Raw genomic sequence first — 18,530 nt, 5'->3', positions numbered from 1 at the left:
ATTTATGGTATGAAAGGCTAAATATGCAAATCATAGAAACCAGTATAACAAAGCTTCTGAATTTTTAAATTATTTTTGGCGTTGCTGATTTATGGTATGAAAGGCTAAATATGCAAATCATAGAAACCAGTATAACAAAGCTTCTGAATTTTTAAATTATTTTTTTCATACCCTGATTAAGCAACGCCTTTTTATGATATTCTCGATTCATAAATCAAGGGGAGTCGGAGAGTGAATCGTGCGCCTTGACCAAGTTCGCTCTGAACCTGGATGCTGCCTCCGTGAACCTGCGTGATCGCTTGAGCAATCGCTAACCCTAAACCTGTCCCACCTGTTTTACGAGAGCGATCGCTGTCAACGCGATAAAAGCGATCGAAGATTCGATTTTGTTCTGTGGTTGCAATCCCAATTCCAGTGTCTTTTACAGTAATCAATGCGGTGCGATCGTGAGATTTTAAACATACCGTAACGAAACCTCCAGAAAAAGTGTATTGAATGGCATTAGCAATCAAATTAGAAACTAGACGATAAAGTTGTGATTCATTACCTAAAACATAAATTGCATCATTGGAAATCTGGTTGATGAGGTGAATATCAGTAGCCGTTGCCAGCTCTAAATATTCTTCAGTTAAATCGTTTACTAAATCATTTAAGCAACAGGGCTGAAAAGGTTTTGTCTCTGAATTTTGCTCAATATTCGTCAAAAACAGTAAGTCTGCAATCAATTGGCTCAACCGTCTCCCTTGCCGCTCAACGGTCTGGAGCATGAGTGGGATATCGGGTTGATTGGAGGTCGGTAGGCGCAGGATCGCTTCTACAGTGGCTAAAAGACTGGCAAGGGGCGATCGCAATTCGTGGGCAGCATTGGCAGTAAACTGTTGCTGTTGCTGATAAGACTGATAGATGGGCAGCATGGCTAATCCTGAGAGCCACCAACTCGAAACTGCAACGAACCCAAGAGCAATGGGGAAGCCAATTGCCAGAATCCATTGAATTCGCTGAGTTTCAGCATCCAAGGGTGCTAAGGTGCGCCCAATCTGTAAGTAGCCCCAGGATGGATGGGTACTCGGTTCATTGGCATGAGAATGAGCATGGGCACTATGCAAAATAGTAGTGAATTGGTGATAACGAATCCCGTTAGCAGCGCGAAACCTTTGCCAGGAGGAACGGTTTAGCGTTTTCGGCAGTGATAGCGGTTGATTAGGTGAGAAAGCAAGGAGTTTACCCTGGCGATCGAGCAAACGAATATAGTAAATGCTGCGATCGCTAATTCCAGTCGTATGTCGTTGAATCAATGTTGGACTGGCATTACAACCTTGTCCCGCCAAACAGAGTTCTGGCAAAATGCGTCGCAACACAGCCGTTGGGTCTTCGGAGGCAGGTAGCATGGGTTCTAAACTGTCATGCAGTGTTCCTGCAACCGATTCCATTTCTCGTTCCATTGCTGCCCAATTGGACTGAACCAGCGCTCGATACATCCCAAAACCCAACAGGCTTAAAATTACTCCCATGGCCAGCACGTACCAGAGTGCCAAACGGGTACGACTGCGACGAAAAAGTTGGTGGGTATTCATGATAGCGGTTCACAAAGCTGTATTAAATCGATAGCCCTGACCAGGAATGGTTTCAATCGGGCAGTCGCAGCCATAGGTGGCTAACTTTCGCCGTAGTAATCGCATTTGTGCCGCGACCACATTACTGATGGGTTCTTCTTCCAAATCCCAAAGTTGATGTCGGATTTTGCTCCCTGAAATGATGCGATCGGGATTTTGCATCAGATAGGCAAGGATTTGAAATTCCTTGACCGTTAAAGGAATGGTTTGAAGCTCGCTGCACAACGCATTATTGGCATAATCCAGAGTAAACCCACCAACCGTAAGCGTTTGTGGTTGCAGATTAGGCGATCGCCGCTGAAGTGCCCGCAGTCGCGCCAACAGTTCTTCCATCACAAACGGTTTGACCAGATAATCATCGGCTCCAGCATCCAGCCCTGCCACGCGGTTTTGAGTCTGACCCAAGGCTGTGAGCATCAGCACGGGTAGAGAATTTTGATGAGATCTCAGTCGCTGACATAGCTGTAGCCCTGATAGCTTGGGTAGCAGCCAATCCACGATCGCTACCGTGTAGTCTGTCCACTGGCTTTCGATACAGTCCCAAGCCTGAATACCATCCGACACCCAATCCACCACATATTTTTCGCTCGCTAAGACTTGCTTTATTGCCAGTCCCAAATCTTCTTCATCTTCTACCAGCAAAATTCGCATAATTCCAAGAAATCAACCACGAGCTTGATTTTACTCAAACCTCTAGCATTTCACCTGGATTTCATGCTCCCTTTGGCAGACTAGAAAAGATTTTTGTAAACCTAGAGTAATTAAACCATGCGTTACCCACACAAACCCTTACTAGAGGCAGGGCTGATTACGGTTATTCTGCTGTCTGTGCCAAATGTTGCTTTTTCCCATGTTGGACATGGGGATGAATTTCAAGCCACAGGTGGCGTGGAACGAGTACAGATGAATGCTGAAACCGATCGGATGTTAGGCATTACTGTGACACCGATCGCCCCAGCCGCCGATGGTAGCTCTGCCGTTATGGTTCCTGTCACCGCATTAGTAGATGCGGACGGCAAGCAGCTTGTGTTTGTACAGTATGAAAATTTTTATGAGCCAGTTGAAGTAACAACAGGTGCAACCAAAGGCGAACTTATCGAAGTCACCAAAGGATTGTCAGTTGGTGAAAAGCTAGTCACTCAGGGTAGCTTATCTCTCTATGCGGAATCGCGCAAAACCAAAACGGCTGATGCAGCACCAAGTCCAGCCGCGATCGCTTCTCCTTCAAATGACCCAGCTCATGCTCAGGCACACGCTCAGGGAAAAACCCACAGCCACAATGCCTCTGGCAATCTCGCTCAATCTGGTGAAACGACTCAGCCATCGGGTGGGTTTCCGATGGGAACTATCGCAGCCATTAGTGGGGGAGTTGTGCTGTTGGTGGGAGCAATCGCTATTATGGGCAACCGCAATAAAGGGGACTTATAACTTCCCTATTTCTTGTTCCCTACTTCCTATCCCCTGTTCCCTGTTCCCTCTTTAAAATGTTTAACTCAATTCTCAATCAGACGCTCAAAACCTCGATCGTCCAGCGATGGTTCATCGTTATTGCTGCGATTTTAATAACGGTGTGGGGAGTCTTCAGTGTCACCCAAATGCCGCTAGATGTGTTTCCCGAATTTGCACCCCCCCAAGTCGATATTCATACTGAAGCACCTGGACTGGCTCCAGAGGAGATAGAGTCGCAAATTACGGTGCCGATCGAAAGTACGGTGAATGGCTTGCCGGGAGTAACGACGGTGCGCTCCTCTTCTAAGATTGGGCTGTCGATGGTGCAGGTGGTGTTTGACCAAGATGCCGATATTTACAAAGCACGGCAATCTGTCACGGAACGCCTGCAACAGGTGACAAATCAGTTACCTGAAGGCACTCATCCACCAGAAATTTCGCCTCTGGTATCCCCGTTGGGTACGATTTTGCAGTACGCCTTCACTGTCAAAGGACAGGGGCAAACCTCTTTGATGGATCTGCGTCGTTTGGTGGAAGTCACCCTCAGTAATCAGATTCTCTCAGTACCAGGAGTCTCTCAAGTAACGATTTATGGGGGAGATGAACGGCAGGAACAAGTATTAGTCGATCCGGCAAAACTGCGATCGCTGAACGTCTCTCTCACTGAAGTCACCGATGCCGCCAAAGGTGCCAATTCTAATGCTCCCGGCGGCTTTCTGATTGGCGGTGGTCAAGAGTTACTGGTACGCGGGATTGGTCAGGTAAAAACCATTGAAGACTTGCAGCAATCCGTAGTGAAGGTGCAGAATGGCAAACCAATTTTGCTCAAAGACGTAGCAGAGGTAAAAACCGGGTCGGCTCTCAAGCGCGGGGATGCCAGCTTTAACGGGCAAGCTGCGGTGGTGCTGATGATTAACAAACAGCCCGATGTGGATACGCCCACCGTTACCAAAGCGGTAGAAGCGGTAATGCGATCGTTGCAGCCCAGTTTTCCAGCCGATGTGCAAATGGCACAAACGTTTCGCCAGTCTAACTTTATCGATTCTGCCATTGGCAATGTCAGCAAGTCTTTGATTGAAGGCATCATCATCGTGTCGGTGATTATGCTGCTGTTTTTGATGAATTGGCGCACAGCAGCGATTACCTTAAGCGCGATTCCTTTGTCCTTATTGATTGGCTTGATGTTTATGAAAGCCTTTGGCTTGGGCATCAATACGATGACGCTAGGCGGGTTAGTGGTTGCCATTGGATCGGTCGTGGATGACTCGATCGTAGATATGGAAAACTGCTATCGCGGACTTCGTACCAATCAGGCGCAGGGCAATCCCAAGCACCCTTTTCAAGTAGTGTATGACACCTCTGTTGAAGTGCGTTTAGCGGTGATTTTCTCTACAGTAATCATCGTGGTTGTCTTTGCGCCGATTTTTAGTTTGACGGGGGTAGAAGGACGGATTTTTGCGCCGATGGGCTTGGCCTATTTGCTATCCATTGCCGCCTCAACTCTGGTTGCCATGACCCTTTCCCCGGCTCTCTGTGCAATTCTGCTGGCAAATCAAACTCTACCGCAGGAAGGCACGTTTGTTTCCCGCTGGGCAGAACGGCTGTATCTTCCCTTGCTGAATTTATCGCTACGAGTACCCCAAATCATTTTGGCGATCGCACTGGCTGCATTAGTTGCTACCTTTGCGATCGTTCCTTCCCTGGGACGGGTGTTTCTGCCGGAATTCCAGGAAAAATCAATGGTCAATTCAATGGTGTTGTTCCCTGGTATTTCCCTGGATATGACCAATCGGGCTGGGACGGCGCTGTACAACTCACTCAAGGATAATCCCCTGTATGAATGGGTACAGGTACGAGCCGGACGCGCTCCTGGGGATGCGGATGGAGCGGGAGTTAATATGGCTCATGTGGATGTGGAACTGAGTGACTTAGCTCTCAAAGACAGGGAAACCAGCATCAAACAACTGCGTGCGGCGTTCCTGAAATTGCCGGGAGTTGCACCGAATATTGGCGGATTTATCTCTCACCGGATGGATGAAGTGCTGTCTGGGGTGAGAAGTGCGATCGCTGTCAAAATCTTTGGACCGGATTTAGTTGAACTGCGAAAGATTGGCGAACAAGTACGAGATGCCATTCAACCTATTGCTGGGGTTGTAGACTTGCAGCTTGAACCTCAATTGCCCATTCGTCAGGTACAAATTCAGTACGATCGCGCTGCTGCTGCAACAAATGGATTGAGCATGGAGCAGTTATCAAATGTGCTGGAAACGGCGCTCAACGGTCAAGTTGTGTCGCAGCTTCCAGAAAACCAGCAGTTGATTAATATCTCTGTCTCACTAAAGGAAAATACCCGCAATAATTTAGATGCGATTCGTGCCATTCCCATTTCTACTCCCACTGGAAAAATTATTCCCTTGAGTGCTGTTGCCAAAGTCGATTATGGCATGGGTGCAAATGTGGTAAATCGGGAAAATGTTTCTCGCTTAATTGTTGTTTCCGCCAACGTTGCCGAACGCGATTTGGGTAGTGTGGTCGGGGATATTCAAGCAACAATTCGCAAAAACATACAGTTGCCTAATGGCTACTTTATTGAATACGGCGGACAGTTTGAATCGGAGCAAAATGCTACCAATAACTTACTGGTTTATAGCATCCTAGCTGCGATCTTGATTGCCGTGTTGATGTTCTTCTCGGTGAAGTCGCTCCCAGCTACGATCGCCATTATGATCAACCTACCGTTGGCGTTGGTAGGTGGCATTATTTCAATTGCCTTGACTGGTGGTGTGATGTCGATCGCATCGCTGATCGGATTCATTACTTTGTTTGGGGTTGCCGTTCGCAATGGCTTGTTATTAGTAGATAACTACAATAAAAAGTTCGCACAGGGAATGCCCCTAAAAGATGTGATTGTCAAAGGATCTTTAGAGCGGATTAACGCCATTCTGATGACTGCTTTGACTTCTGCACTAGGGATGTTTCCGTTGGCGATCGCCAGTGGTGCCGGAAACGAAATTCTGCAACCGTTGGCGATTGTGGTTTTGGGTGGTTTATTCACTTCTACGGCTTTGACTTTGTTGGTGATTCCTGCCATCTACGCTAAGTTTGGCAAACACTTGATGCCCAAACAAAAAAATGCCGGAGTCGAGACGAGTTTTCCGGTGAATGTGCAGCCACAACCATCAGTAAGCTCAAAGCTTTAACGCTTTTAAAGACTGACTAGAGGCGCGATTCGTTTAGCAATCTAGGAAGCGATCGCGCTTTTTTTATGTATAGCAACCGCCCGTGTTAAGACGTTCTGAGTTCCACCAAGCTCGCTTATTCTATTCCCTTCTTCCCCTTCTTTTCCTTCTTTCCCTAGCCCCTAACCGCCTTGGCGGTTGCTATAAGAAAATGCTTCACATTCCTCGATTACTCCAGTGACTTAGAAATCCCGGCCTTGCTGATTTACGGTATGAAAGGCTAAATATGCAAATCATAGAAACCAGTATTCACAACGCTTCGGGAGTTTCAACAGATTTTTTTCATACCCTGATTAAGCAACGCCTTAATTTTAAGTGTCTCGGCTGACCTACTGGTTTTCCTATACATTTTAATTTAATCACAATCCAGGTTGAATTCTGTCAACTGTCAACTGTTGACAAACTGGCTTGTGTCGATCGACAATATCGCAGTGCCAAGCAGGATTAAGCAGATACACTTACAATAGAGGGTGATATTTAAGCTCAAGCCACAATTTGAGTTCGATCTCTCAAATCACAGCCAGCCATCAGGGGAATTAAATTCTGAAATAGCTCGATGCTTTAGCTGACCTTATCAACTCAATTATTATTATTATGGTTGGACTCCTAGCCGCACTCTCTGCGTCTGCGGCAGGGGGTATGAGAATTGCCCTGCCCCTGCTGTTAATTGGTTTGTTGCGGATTGACAAACTTTGGTCGGAAATACCTCTATTGTCGGGGGTTCCCCCCCAGGTGGCTATCACCATCTTGGTGAGCTGGTCGCTGTTAGAGTTATTTGCTTCTAAAACCTTTGTAGGACAACGGGTGCTGCAAATTGTGCAAATTATTTTCAGCCCCATTGTAGGAGCAATTATGGGAATTTCGATCGCTCAAGTAAGTTCGATCGAGGAAATTATTGCTCACCCTTGGATGCTGTGGATAATTGGTATTGTCGGAGGCTTGTTGGCTTTAGTGCTGCAACTGGTACAAGCTGGATGGTTTTATCGACTGCGGGGTTTGCCGATTTGGGTGATTTTCCTCCAAGATGTTCTGTGCATTTCCTTGGTTTTGTTTGCCTTTGACGCACCACGGCAGGGAGGGTTAGTTGCGATGACGCTGCTGTGGCTGGCAATTCGCAGTTCTAAAGAGTGGTATTGCTGGTACAAAAGTCAGGGAATACCGGGCGATAGGGGAAATCCCCGCCGCCACAAGCGCGATCCTGATTAGTTAGTGATGAGTTATTGGTGATTAGTAATATCGTTTACGGTTGTTTCGGAATGATTTAACCGCAGAGACCGCTGAGGGCGCTGAGGAAGAGAAGAGAGAGATGAATAATTCCGATCCCAACTGATTTTATATCATTAGTCATTTGTAACAACAGTCAACAGTCAACAGTCAACTGTCAACTGTCAACTGTCAATTTAAAGCAATCCGATCGAGTGTAGCGGGCCCTGACCCGTAATTAACTCCAGCAATAGTGCCACAAAACCAATCATCGCCACACGACCGTTCCAGACTTCCGCCCCCGTGGTCAAACCCCACTCCCACTGCTCTTGAGGGTACATTTTCACTGTCTTGGAAGGGCGTATAACATCAGAGAATTTAACGCTGGGAGATTCCATCGACTCGATGACTAAATCGGCCAAGGCTTCAATAAACACCGGATGAGTATTCAAGGCGGGGACTCGGTAGAAATTCTCAATCCCCGATTCTTCTGCTAATTCTCGATACTCCATGTCAATTTCTTGTAGAGTCTCGATGTGTTCGGAAACGAAACTAATCGGAACTACCAACAAATCTTGCACTCCATTTTCTGCCAATTCGGTAATGGCGTCTTCGGTGTAAGGCTTGAGCCATTCCACAGGGCCAACCCGACTTTGATAAGCTAGAGTGTGTTCGTTCGATCGATTCAAATGTTCCATAATCAGACGAGTGCAATCTTCAATCTCGCGCTGATAGGGGTCTCCAGCCTCTTCTACGTAGCTGAGGGGGACGCCGTGGGCGCTGAAAAAGATGTGAACTCGATCGGGATTCGGATTGTGGTCTAGTTGTTGGGCTATCAATTCCGACATTGCCTGAATGTAACCAGGCCGCTGATACCAAGAAGGAATCGCGGTATATTGTATATCCTTGAGGTCAGGATCTTTGCCCCACATTTCTTCTAGCTGCCGGAAGCTAGAACCGCTGGTGCTGATGGAAAATTGAGGATACAGCGGCAAGATTGTCAAATGTTCGATACGATCGCGCTTTATTTTGGCGATCGCCTCTTCAGTAAAAGGATGCCAGTAGCGCATCCCCACGTATACTCGAGCATCTTGTCCCTTTTCTTGCAAGAGTTCTTGCAGGGCTAGGGCTTGTTCCTCGGTAATTCGCCGCAAAGGAGAGCCGCCCCCGATTTGGCGGTAGTTTTCCTGGGATTTCTGAAAACGCAGGGTCGAAATCAACCAGGCGAGGGGTTTTTGCATCCACGGAAACGGAATGCGAATGATTTCCGGGTCAGCAAACAAGTTGAACAAGAAAGGACGGACATCCTCGATTTGATCTGGCCCGCCCAAGTTTAATAGCAATACTCCCACACGACCCATAGCGGTTACAGCTCTCCCATCGTCTCAGTTCTGTTACTTATTTTTATCATATAACTTAATAATATCTTAAGTCGATAGCAAGGTATACATAATTTTGACTATGGCAACAATTTTTAGAGATTTAAGTTATCGGTATCAGTGTCTCTAGGATTGCGATCGCGCGTCTGGCTGCTTTGAGCGTAGGCGGTTAGGCTCGTTTGGGTCAACTAGCCTGGGAAATTTTGACCGTCAGCACGGAAACTAAAGTTTTAGACGGTTGCTGCGGTAGCGGTCAAACTACGCAATTTCTCGTGCAATATTTCCAAGATGTCACAGGACTTGACGCTTCGCCCTTATCTCTGTAACCGGCCAGGAAAAATGTACCATCAGCCAATTATTATTTAAAAGCTTTTGCCGACTGTCAGTTTGACAGGAGTACACAGCAGCGTTGCGATGCACGAAATGCAACGGGCGCAATTGCGACAAATCTTTTAGGCAGTATACCGCGCGATCGAACCCGGTGGTCTATTCATTTTGGTAGATATTCATCGGCATACAAATCCGGTATTTAGGCCAGGGTTGGCTGTATTTTTGTGGTTGTTTGAGACTGAAACTGACTTGGGGAGTTTGTTGGCAGAGGTAGGATGGCGATCGTACAATTCCGAAGTAACTGCACAACCGAAACTTTATGCTGGCGCCAGCATTCAAGTAATCCAAGTTCAAAAGTCATTAGTCAGCAGTTATTAGTCATTAGTCAGCAGTCATTAGTCATTAGTAATGGACGCGCAAATTATTGACTAAATACTGCTGAATTCTTACTTTTAAAATGAAGAATGTCTACTCATCGCTAATCCTTCATGACTAATGACTAATGACTACTAACTACTAACTACTAACTAATGACTAATGACTAATGACTAATGACTAATGACTAATGACTAATGACTAATGACTAATGACTAAACAAACTTTTTCGCTTCTGCCAAAGCCGCCTCAAACTTGAGCAATACATCCTTTTCGGTGTGAATAGCTTTCTCTTGTTCCAGCAGCGGGCGGCCAAAGCGAAAAATGCCGTCCTGTTCTACGTGTTCGACATAAGGCAGCGTTTCTGGATGCGGCAAAAATTTTCTGCCTATGGTGTAAGGCGTGTGGAAAGAAAAGCTATAATCGGGAAACTTGTCGCTTTTGATTTCCAGGTAGTAAAGCGAGTAATAATCTTTGGTTTCGCAGTACACACATTCGCGGCACTTATTTACAAGTTTTCGGTTCTGATAGAAAAAATCCCACTTATCCCAAAAGTAGGCATCTTTCATCATTTCCTCGTGGTCGTCGCACAGTTCGAGATATAATTTGTCAGAATCCGCCGGACGGTAGAAGTAAAGCATGGCGTAGGGCATTTCAATCAGTAACTTGACTGCTTGATTTTTTCGCTGATACCATTCCTGCTGGTGAGCTTCGTAAATTTCCTTATATTTAATTGCTTTAAAGCTGTTGAGCTGATTTTCTTTTGCCCAGCGCGACGCCCAAACTGTCCAGTAAGCTAGCTGGAAGGTTGCTGAAATTTCCGCCGAACCTTGTTCTTTCCAGTCGGCTATGATTTTTTCCCAAGCTGAACTAAAAGCTAATCGCGATTGTTCGTTTTCTTCAGGCTTTTCTGTATTGATTGGGGTGGGTATTTGGTGATTATTTTTAATCAGCCCTTTGGGTTCTTGGCGCCAATTATTAATATCGGTTGGCGTTAGACTTAAGATGAATCTTCTGTCGTGAACGGGATATTCTAGATGGATTCCTGATTTGCGGAAAGAGCGGTATTCTAAAATAGGGAGTTTTTCTTGTTCAATCCACTGCTGGCGTTCTGCTGGCGAACACTTGAGTATTGTTTCTAATTCTACCGGATCGACGGCTAATTCACTTTTGAATGTCTCCCAAAATCTTTCTTGTTCGGCGGGATGTGCTTCCAGCAGGGATACAATTCGGTTGACGAGATGATCTGTTTTGTCTGGGCAATTTTCGGGAAGTCCTAAGAAGTCGAGGAGTTTGGTCTTGAGTATTCGTCTGGCTGAGATTAGCTCGGCTAACATGAGAAGCTCCAGTAGAGTCATGACTTGCGCCCTTGAACTGGCAAGATTTGCACAAGTCTTATATATCTTAATAGATTCTCCTGGGTTGTCGGCAATTGAAATGTCTGCGCGAGCGAAGCTATCCCGATCGCGCCTGCGGGCCCGTTGCGGTAGGGAATAGCCCAACCTCCGCGCCATCCCTAAGCCAAAATACTCAAAACAAGGGCAAAAGGCCGATCGACCTTTTGGCTAAATTGTCCTTATTGGCTAAAATCGATAATTACGATCGCGCACCCACAAACTCACAGGCACAGCATGGCCTGTTTTGTCAACCTTTACTTCTACCAAAAAAGATTGTCGCTGCTTCCTTTGAGCTTCGCTAATATCCTGATTGACTTTTTCCCTTTCATCCTCTGGCATATAATAAGTTTCTAAGCCGTATTCCATCTGCCAACCGTTATATTTGCCCTTAATTGCGATTTGGTTAGCGGGCAAATTAACGGGATTTTCTAGACTGACGCGGACGGGTTTCCAAGCTTGGGGCCGGCCGGAATTAGTCGCGGCTTTTGGCGCTTCTAAGATTACATAAAAACTGGTTTTTCCCTTGACATTGTGCGTATTTTGTGGACAAACAACTGCGGGGGGACAATATATTTTTTCCGTCGCTAAATCTTTCCAGCCAGGGAGTTTTTGGAGATTTGTGCTAGCGGAAATATCATAGCTCAAAACTTGGTAATATCCGCGCAAAAAGTCGTAAGGATCTACTGGTGCTGTTTGCAGGACAACTGTTTTGCCAGTAATAAAAGTGTAAACTGCGGGAGCCGGTACGGCGGCAATTAGTCCGATTTGCAAGAGTAAAGGAACCCACATTCGCCACGCGGGAAGGCGTTGCGCTGCGGGGGGAAGGGTGAACGATCGGGGATTAGCGGTGGTATCTGCTATTTCGGAACTTTGATCTGTTGAATCTGGATTTTCGGTGTTCATATTGGGAATTGGTTCGTAGAATAATATCGTTGACCTTTGAATTGGCATAATCATCTTCCGAGTGCAGTGCAAGGGGGACGATCGCACTATAGTAGAATGCTCCTATTCATCGGGGATTTTTGCGAAGTGACGCTCGAACCACAAACCCGCAGCAATTACGCCTATTCCGCACAAAACAAAGACAAAAGATTTGAGCAACAATCCTGTGTTATATTCAAAGACTCGGTTGATAATTTGCAGGGTAATTAATACCATGCCTCCCCAAAAAGTCTGGCGGTTTCCTAATGCTAAACCTTCTCGAATTAAGCCGAACGCGAGCAGAAATGATAAAACATTAAACAGGAAAGTCGCTAATTGCGGAATGGGAGTAAAATTGAGGTGAAAAAGCGGTATTAAGGCGCTGGCGAGGATGAAAATGCCGATCGCACTTGTGGTCAAATCCACTGCTTTTTGTTTTGGTCGCCGGAGTTCCAAACGTCCCAAACGCAGCCACTCAAACAGCGTGAAACCGCCCAAAACAGCCACATTTGTCAGCAAAACCCAATCCGACTCCGTTGGCGCAGGATTCGGCGAATCTTGCCAAAACCCGTAGAAAGAAAGAACATAAAACAAACCGGCGAGAAACAGCAGGGCTAAACTGCGGGCGGTAGGTTGAAACAGCTTGCTGCGTACCTTCGGCCAGATTGCATCGTCGTATCCCCACAGCAAAGCGGGCGGTAGAGCGCAAAAAATTGCTGTACCCCAGGTTAGATTTAACCCTTGGACGATAGAAACTTGTAGGGAAAAAATTATCGCGATCGCACCTATGGCAAAAATAGCACGCGATCGACACCAATAAGCCAGCGGCACAAACATTATACTGGCTGCGATCGGCATTTGCCGCACCAAAACTTCCAGCCAAGAAAACTCGACTTTGGAAGACCAATCTAACACGGCAAACCAATAGCCCCAACCGATTAAAAGTGCGGACAAAACGCCCAAGGAAGTCAACCGCAAACTGTAAGCCATTCCGAGCACGCCGAGTCCCCAAGCCAGGAAAAGTCCGTAGGAAGAACCGCCAATATGGAACATTTGCGCCATCAATGCCATATTTGCTCCTAAAATCAGAGATCCTAACAGCAACAATCCTTCACCTAGGAGTTTGTTTCGCCCTTTTGTTGCGGGCATATTGGGATGGGAGTTTTGGCTTCGGGATGGGGGAATTCGCCACAGATAGAAACCTGCTGCATTGACTGCTGCGAAAAGACTTAGCAGCAGCGCAACTCTCACTTCCCGCGACCAAACTTGCCAGTTTGCGGCTACAAAGGTGATGACTCCTATACCGAGGAGAATGCCGCCGAGACTGATGAGAATGCTGAGGAAACGGTTGCGGGAGGCGGTTTCGAGTGTGTTGAATTGGTAGCGTTCGGAAAGTTGTTGGTAGAATGAAGTATCGATGAGTCCTTCTGCTTGCCAGAGTTTGGCTTGTTCTCGCAACTCGCGCCGAAATTTATCTGAAATCATTTGTAATATTCCAGAGGATTTGAACTGTGATAGTTATTAATATGTCAGTTGTGGGTCGATTGTCGATGGAGGCTGGGACACCTGCTGAACTAGCACAGCAGTTTTGATTGATATCCTTCGGCTGTTGAAACCGTTTCTACATAAACAAACTCCCAGCAGAAAGAAACGAATAAATCAAGGAATGTAATATTATGGTACAAGCTCAATCTAAAAAATTAACTTTTGACGAGTACCTTAATTACTCAAATGATACGGGTCAACGCTATGAGTTAATTGATGGGGAGTTAATAGCTTTGCCACCAGAATCTGAACCTAATAATTTCATTGCTAACTATCTATTTTTCTATCTTGCTAGCAGCGGGCTAGTGCCACTCAGGCTGATTAAAACGCATAATTGCGAGGTTCAAGTTGCCGTTTTGCGATCGGGAGATGCCGCCAACCGCTACCCCGATTTGATAATTCTGGAACCTGAACATATTCCGCTGACAGCAATCAGGCTAACTATCACTTTCGATATGCTGCCTCCTCGGTTTGTTGTGGAGGTAGTGAGTCCGGGTAGAGTGGGCAGGGATCGGGATTACGAGCGCAAACGAGCTCAGTACGCAGCGCGGGGCATTGCAGAGTATTGGGTTATCGATCCAATTGAACAAGTAGTGACAGTTTTGCGGCTTGAGGATGGGCAATATGTTGAGGTTGGGGTGTTTCGGGATGGAGAGGCGATCGTATCTCCGATGTTTCCACAGCTAAGTTTGACGGTTCAACAGATTTTCAGTGGAGAGGTTTAAGGGCGGATCAATAGCTAATTGGTTAGCATTCATCTAACCACCTACCGATTAGTGAAAATCTCCACCCTCAACCTGATTGAGGCCATGTTTCAATCCCTGATAGGGATTTAGGTTGATTGCAACCTGTAAGTTTCGCTAACAGTCACACCATTTTTAGATAGTGATGTGAGAATATCACCAACCTTACTTTGCTAAATAAATCTAGGCGGGGAAACTCGAATTTTCCCGCCTAGAGCCTACAAGCCTTACACATCAGGAAACTGTAAATTCGTGATGTAATTAATTTTTCTTTTTAAACTACAAGTTTTTTGTAAATGTAATCAACAGCCTGTTGGACTGTGTTTATATTTTTTTCCCAATCTTCATCGGGAATTTCAATGTCGAATTCGTCCTCAAACTCCATAATTATATTGAGTTTGTCTAAATCTACATAACCCGTACTTGAGATACTTGACCAAGATGGTGGATTTCTTTTATAATAATCTTCCCTTGTTTCTACAAATTCGGTAAAATTAGTATTGACTGTGACTTGACTAAGTTCTAGTTTTAGATTTTTAGCAACAATCTTTTTAACTTTTTCAAAAATTATAGATTTATCCATAACACCTCTTTTGTTCTTTTTCAAAAAATTTCATAGCATACCTCGTTAAACGATTAAAAATAGGGTAAGCAATATAACTTACCCCAGTAAATTGAAAAAATAAAATTTAGTTTAATTGAAAAACAATTTCTTGAGTCCGTATGCTGCTAAACCGACAACAGCACCAGCAGCAACAACGGGTGCTGCACCAATTGCAACAGCCGTTCCGCCAACAGCTAAACCCATCCCACCTACTGCACTAGCTACACCAGCTCCAGCCACAGCACCACCAGCTACATACCCAATTGCCTCTGCTTTATCTTCAGAGTTATCTTTATGATTAGACATTTATCATTTCTCCAAAAGAAAGGGATTACAAATCTTTATTACATATTCAACCTTTTTCAATTCAGCGTCTACCGTAAAAATACTTAAACATCAACTCTTTACATAAAGACCTGTACCAGCCTCTCCGACCGCTCCGACCGCGCTAGACCTTGCCACCGCTCCGACCGTGGTTAGGGTGCGATTTAGGCAGTGCCAGCCATCCAATCACCCCAAAACCCCACACACCGCCCTAAATCACCGCATTCTTAACCCTCACCAGTGCCAGCCGTCCGATCGCCCCGTTGCCTCGAAGTCATCCGATCGCCCTGTTGAATCTGGCAATTTGAAGGGGTAACGACAGCCGAAAAAAATTACTCCCTCAAAAAAACACCTACCCCTAGGCGCAAATTTTATCCATCAACCCGATTCAAATTCCAGTCATAGGGCAAAAAAACGATCGCCCATCCATCACTCACAGCCGCCTCCGGCCCCAAATAACCGCCCACATACTCAGCCACGGAACCCGCCGCCTTGACAAAATCCTCGCCGTACCACTTAAAAATCTTGCTCAAATAAAGCGTCTTTTTCTCGGCATCATATCGCACCTTATCAGGATTGTGAATAAAACGGCTGGCATCCGCTTCTAGTTGAGTCCGTACCGACTCCGGGAAATAAGCCCCCCGGCGCAGCAGCGGGCACCCGACTGAAGCGCAAACTAATGCAAAATGGATGCGCGGTTCCGCAAATTCCGGCCGCAAAATTGCGTGTTCGATTTGATTGAGACTGTACTTTTTGCCGCCAATAATCGTATTTGAACGAGTGAAAAAATCCAAAAAACTCAGCCAGTTGGGAATTCCCAAAACTTTGGGACGGATGGACGCGATCGGATATACTTCCAGAACTTGAGAAATTGCGATCGCATTGTACGCATTCAGCCACAACGCCAGCCGCGCATCCGCCTCACTACCATTGGTCAAATCCACATCGGCCAAACTTTCCAGCCACGCCCTCAAAACATCAGCCCCCTCAGCTTTCCAGCGCCGATAATTGACGCGGCCCAAATCGTCAACGTAGCGTTGCAGCAACTCGTCCCAAATCGTAAAGTCGATCGTACCGATCATTTATTACTATCCCTAATATAAGGCGGGCATTGCTTTAGCTTCTGCTTCTATAGCAATCCTAAATCATTTGTGAATTTCTTACTCCCTCCCCTTAGCAAGGGGAGGGTTGGGGTGGGGTTAAAAATTTACGACTCCTGCAAGGATTTCTCTATTTAATACTAGCCTCAACCCAAATAACACCTGCAACGGTAGCATTTTTTAGATTAACCCCCTCAAACGGGCTCTGGATTAAATTAGCTTGAGTAAAATTAGCGCCTTGTAAATTAGCTTGCCGCCAAGAAGCCCCGCTCAAATTTGCCCCCGATAAATTAGCTTCCCTAAAATTTGATCCTCTCAAATCTGCCCCTTGCAAATTCGCATTTGCTAAACTCGCGTACCGCAGGGGAATGCCGATCAAATCGCCGCCCGGACACTGGTTAGTTTACCGCAACTAATTGATTTGCTGCGGGTTAGGTGCAATCACTGGTGTAGCCAACCCGAAAATCATTCCCCATGAAACTGCTCCCAAAGTTACAGATTTCCTGCTCTTTACATTCTACAATTTTAAAAGATTCTTAATTTCAATTTCAACGGGGATCGGTTTCTTCCGGCACAACACCAATCCCACTTTGACCTGCAATTTTTTTAATTCCCCTTACCTCCATAACACACTATGACGGATCGAACCAACTTTTTCGATAAACTGTTAGCGGCTGTTGAAAGCAATCAAAGTTTGCTTTATTTAGCCCTCGACCCCGACCCGGAAACCTTGCCCGCGCTGGTTTCCATGACTGGGGAGGAAACTCAAACTTTTGTAACTGATTTGTTGTCAAAGCTGAAAAGTGCGATCGACCAAACAGCCGATTTAATCTGTGCCTGCAAAATCACCCTCGGTTTTTACCAATCTCTCGGTATTCCCGGTTGGGCTTTGCTGCAAGAAATTTTAACAATTATTCCCCCTCACCTGCCAGTAATTTTAGATGCCAAACACTGCGATTTAAATACCAGCACAGTGTTTGCCAAAATTGTATTTCAAGACTGGCGAGTTGACGCTATTACTTTAAGTCCCTATCCCGGATTCGACCAAGTAGCGCCATTTTTGTTATACGCTGGAAAAACTGTTTTTGTCCTCTGTGCCACCGCCAACCCGTCAGCGGCGGCTGTGCAAGAATACCCGACGCCAAACAACCCTTTTTACTTGCAATTAGTCCGACTCTCTCAAACTTGGGGAACTCCCGAAAAAGTTGGTTTAGAAGTAGGAGTATTGCCGGATATGTTAGCCCGCATCCGCAAAGAGGCTCCTGAACGCCTAATTTTAGTCGAAGGAGACATCGCCGAAGAAAATGACCTCACAGAAGAAAACGACCTCGCACAACTGCTGGCGGCCGGTTTAAGCAAGAATGGTGAAGATTTATTGCTGCCAGTCCCCCCGAGTTTATTAGCGGGGAAAGAGCCGCGCCGAGAAATTGAGAAATTGCGGGATAGTATTAATAAACAGAGGCTGCGGGCGATCGCAGGTAGTCCCACCTGCGAACTGTGGCTGCCCGATGTTTGCTTTTTGCAACCGGAACCTCACCGCGATTTAATCTTGCAACTTTATGACATCGGCTGCGTAGTTTTTGGCGACCACGTACAAGCATCGGGGGCCGTATTTCCATATTACATCGACTTGCGGAAAATTATCTCAATTCCGCAGATTTTCCATCAAATTGTCAGCGCTTATGCAGACATTCTCAAAAATTTAAAATTCGATCGCATTGCCGGAATTCCCTACGGTTCTTTACCCACAGCAACCGGTTTAGCCTTGCGGATGGAACGCCCGATGATTTTCCCGCGCAAGGAGGTGAAAACTTACGGTGCGGGCAAGTTAATTGAGGGGCATTTTCAGGCAGGAGAAACGATTGTCGTAGTCGATGATATTTTGATTAGTGGCAAAAGCGTGATGGAAGGCGCGGCTAAGTTAAAATCTGCTGGGTTGAATGTGGAAGATATCGTGGTATTAATCGACCACGAACAGGGAGTCAAAGATAAGATGCAGGCCAACGGTTATCGCGCCCATTCTGTGTTAGCGCTTTCGGAAATTGCTCAAACTTTGTATCAAGCCAATCGCATCGATACCGAGCAATTCCATCTTTTGACAGCGGAACATTAAACCCCAATTCCTGTAGGGGCGGGTTTTACCAACCATAATTGCCAAAAATTAATAATCTTATAAACCCGCCCCACCCAACGTTCAACCTCAATCTACTGCGGAACATTAAACCCCAATTCCTGTAGATACTGTCTTGACCTGTCAAGGGGTAGCAGTCAAATAATTGGGGTCGAAAGGCTTTTGGGATTTTAAAAT

General features: G+C 45.9%; 17 protein-coding genes. 7 read left to right on the top strand and 10 right to left on the bottom strand.

What is annotated here, in order from left to right; translation table 11 throughout:
• Positions 1-191: 191 nt before the first annotated feature.
• Together rppB and rppA are read right to left on the bottom strand one after the other, a co-directional pair.
• A complete protein-coding gene (gene rppB, locus QUB37_RS20665) occupies positions 192-1,574 on the bottom strand; it encodes a two-component system sensor histidine kinase RppB (RefSeq protein WP_333165549.1) in 1,383 nt (460 codons plus the stop codon).
• 9 nt (positions 1,575-1,583) lie between these two features.
• Positions 1,584-2,264 carry a two-component system response regulator RppA gene (gene rppA, locus QUB37_RS20660; RefSeq protein ID WP_333165546.1) on the bottom strand — a complete coding sequence of 227 codons (681 nt, stop codon included), beginning with the start codon at positions 2,262-2,264 and terminating at the stop codon, positions 1,584-1,586.
• A 117-nt stretch (positions 2,265-2,381) separates the two neighbouring features.
• Here rppA and QUB37_RS20655 point away from each other — a divergent pair, with 117 nt between their 5' ends.
• The 3 genes from QUB37_RS20655 to QUB37_RS20645 all read left to right on the top strand — a co-directional run bounded on the left by QUB37_RS20655 (position 2,382) and on the right by QUB37_RS20645 (position 7,507).
• Entirely contained in the window at positions 2,382-3,041 is a 660-nt protein-coding gene (locus QUB37_RS20655; RefSeq protein ID WP_333165543.1) for a cobalt transporter, read from the top strand.
• A 56-nt stretch (positions 3,042-3,097) separates the two neighbouring features.
• A complete protein-coding gene (locus QUB37_RS20650; RefSeq protein ID WP_333165541.1) occupies positions 3,098-6,262 on the top strand; it encodes an efflux RND transporter permease subunit in 3,165 nt (1,054 codons plus the stop codon).
• 633 nt (positions 6,263-6,895) lie between these two features.
• Positions 6,896-7,507, top strand: a complete 612-nt coding sequence (locus tag QUB37_RS20645; RefSeq protein ID WP_333165538.1) for a DUF4126 domain-containing protein — start codon at positions 6,896-6,898, stop codon at positions 7,505-7,507.
• Between the two features lie 194 nt (positions 7,508-7,701).
• Here QUB37_RS20645 and hemH read toward each other — a convergent pair whose 3' ends face one another.
• Positions 7,702-8,865, bottom strand: coding sequence for a ferrochelatase (gene hemH / locus QUB37_RS20640; protein ID WP_333165534.1), 1,164 nt, complete (start codon positions 8,863-8,865; stop codon positions 7,702-7,704).
• A gap of 197 nt (positions 8,866-9,062) precedes the next feature.
• Here hemH and QUB37_RS20635 point away from each other — a divergent pair, with 197 nt between their 5' ends.
• Together QUB37_RS20635 and QUB37_RS20630 are read left to right on the top strand one after the other, a co-directional pair.
• Positions 9,063-9,209 (top strand): class I SAM-dependent methyltransferase, encoded by a 147-nt coding sequence (locus QUB37_RS20635; RefSeq protein WP_333165532.1) that lies wholly within the window; start codon positions 9,063-9,065, stop codon positions 9,207-9,209.
• A gap of 169 nt (positions 9,210-9,378) precedes the next feature.
• On the top strand, positions 9,379-9,591 hold the full coding sequence (locus QUB37_RS20630) for a hypothetical protein (protein WP_333165530.1): 213 nt from the start codon (positions 9,379-9,381) through the stop codon (positions 9,589-9,591).
• Between the two features lie 212 nt (positions 9,592-9,803).
• Here QUB37_RS20630 and QUB37_RS20625 read toward each other — a convergent pair whose 3' ends face one another.
• The 3 genes from QUB37_RS20625 to QUB37_RS20615 form a co-directional block, all read right to left on the bottom strand.
• Positions 9,804-10,925, bottom strand: a complete 1,122-nt coding sequence (locus tag QUB37_RS20625; protein WP_333165528.1) for a hypothetical protein — start codon at positions 10,923-10,925, stop codon at positions 9,804-9,806.
• Between the two features lie 246 nt (positions 10,926-11,171).
• The gene (locus QUB37_RS20620; RefSeq protein WP_445300045.1) at positions 11,172-11,888 is read right to left on the bottom strand and encodes a GDYXXLXY domain-containing protein; all 717 of its coding nucleotides are present in this window, start codon (positions 11,886-11,888) and stop codon (positions 11,172-11,174) included.
• Positions 11,889-11,990: 102 nt separating this feature from the next.
• Complete coding sequence (locus QUB37_RS20615; RefSeq protein WP_333165523.1) at positions 11,991-13,391, bottom strand: DUF2157 domain-containing protein; 1,401 nt, start codon at positions 13,389-13,391, stop codon at positions 11,991-11,993.
• Between the two features lie 191 nt (positions 13,392-13,582).
• On the opposite strand from QUB37_RS20615, the gene QUB37_RS20610 reads away from it, so the two are divergent.
• A complete protein-coding gene (locus QUB37_RS20610) occupies positions 13,583-14,176 on the top strand; it encodes a Uma2 family endonuclease (RefSeq protein WP_333165520.1) in 594 nt (197 codons plus the stop codon).
• A 292-nt stretch (positions 14,177-14,468) separates the two neighbouring features.
• Here the strand turns inward: QUB37_RS20610 and QUB37_RS20605 are convergent, their stop codons facing one another.
• The 4 genes from QUB37_RS20605 to QUB37_RS20590 form a co-directional block, all read right to left on the bottom strand.
• Positions 14,469-14,801, bottom strand: a complete 333-nt coding sequence (locus QUB37_RS20605) for an acyl carrier protein (protein ID WP_333165518.1) — start codon at positions 14,799-14,801, stop codon at positions 14,469-14,471.
• Between the two features lie 87 nt (positions 14,802-14,888).
• Entirely contained in the window at positions 14,889-15,104 is a 216-nt protein-coding gene (locus QUB37_RS20600; RefSeq protein ID WP_333165514.1) for a hypothetical protein, read from the bottom strand.
• 389 nt (positions 15,105-15,493) lie between these two features.
• Positions 15,494-16,204: a DUF547 domain-containing protein gene (locus QUB37_RS20595; protein ID WP_333165512.1), complete on the bottom strand. Its 711-nt coding sequence runs from the start codon at positions 16,202-16,204 to the stop codon at positions 15,494-15,496.
• 148 nt (positions 16,205-16,352) lie between these two features.
• Positions 16,353-16,601 (bottom strand): pentapeptide repeat-containing protein, encoded by a 249-nt coding sequence (locus QUB37_RS20590; protein WP_333165509.1) that lies wholly within the window; start codon positions 16,599-16,601, stop codon positions 16,353-16,355.
• 255 nt (positions 16,602-16,856) lie between these two features.
• Here QUB37_RS20590 and QUB37_RS20585 point away from each other — a divergent pair, with 255 nt between their 5' ends.
• Complete coding sequence (locus tag QUB37_RS20585; protein WP_333165507.1) at positions 16,857-18,335, top strand: bifunctional orotidine-5'-phosphate decarboxylase/orotate phosphoribosyltransferase; 1,479 nt, start codon at positions 16,857-16,859, stop codon at positions 18,333-18,335.
• Positions 18,336-18,530: the final 195 nt, after the last annotated feature.

The sequence above is a fragment of the Microcoleus sp. AT3-A2 genome (genome assembly GCF_036705685.1).
Lineage (GTDB): Bacteria > Cyanobacteriota > Cyanobacteriia > Cyanobacteriales > Microcoleaceae > Microcoleus.
The sequence above is the reverse complement of the archived record's forward strand: the minus strand, read 5'-3'. Positions and strand labels throughout refer to the sequence as shown.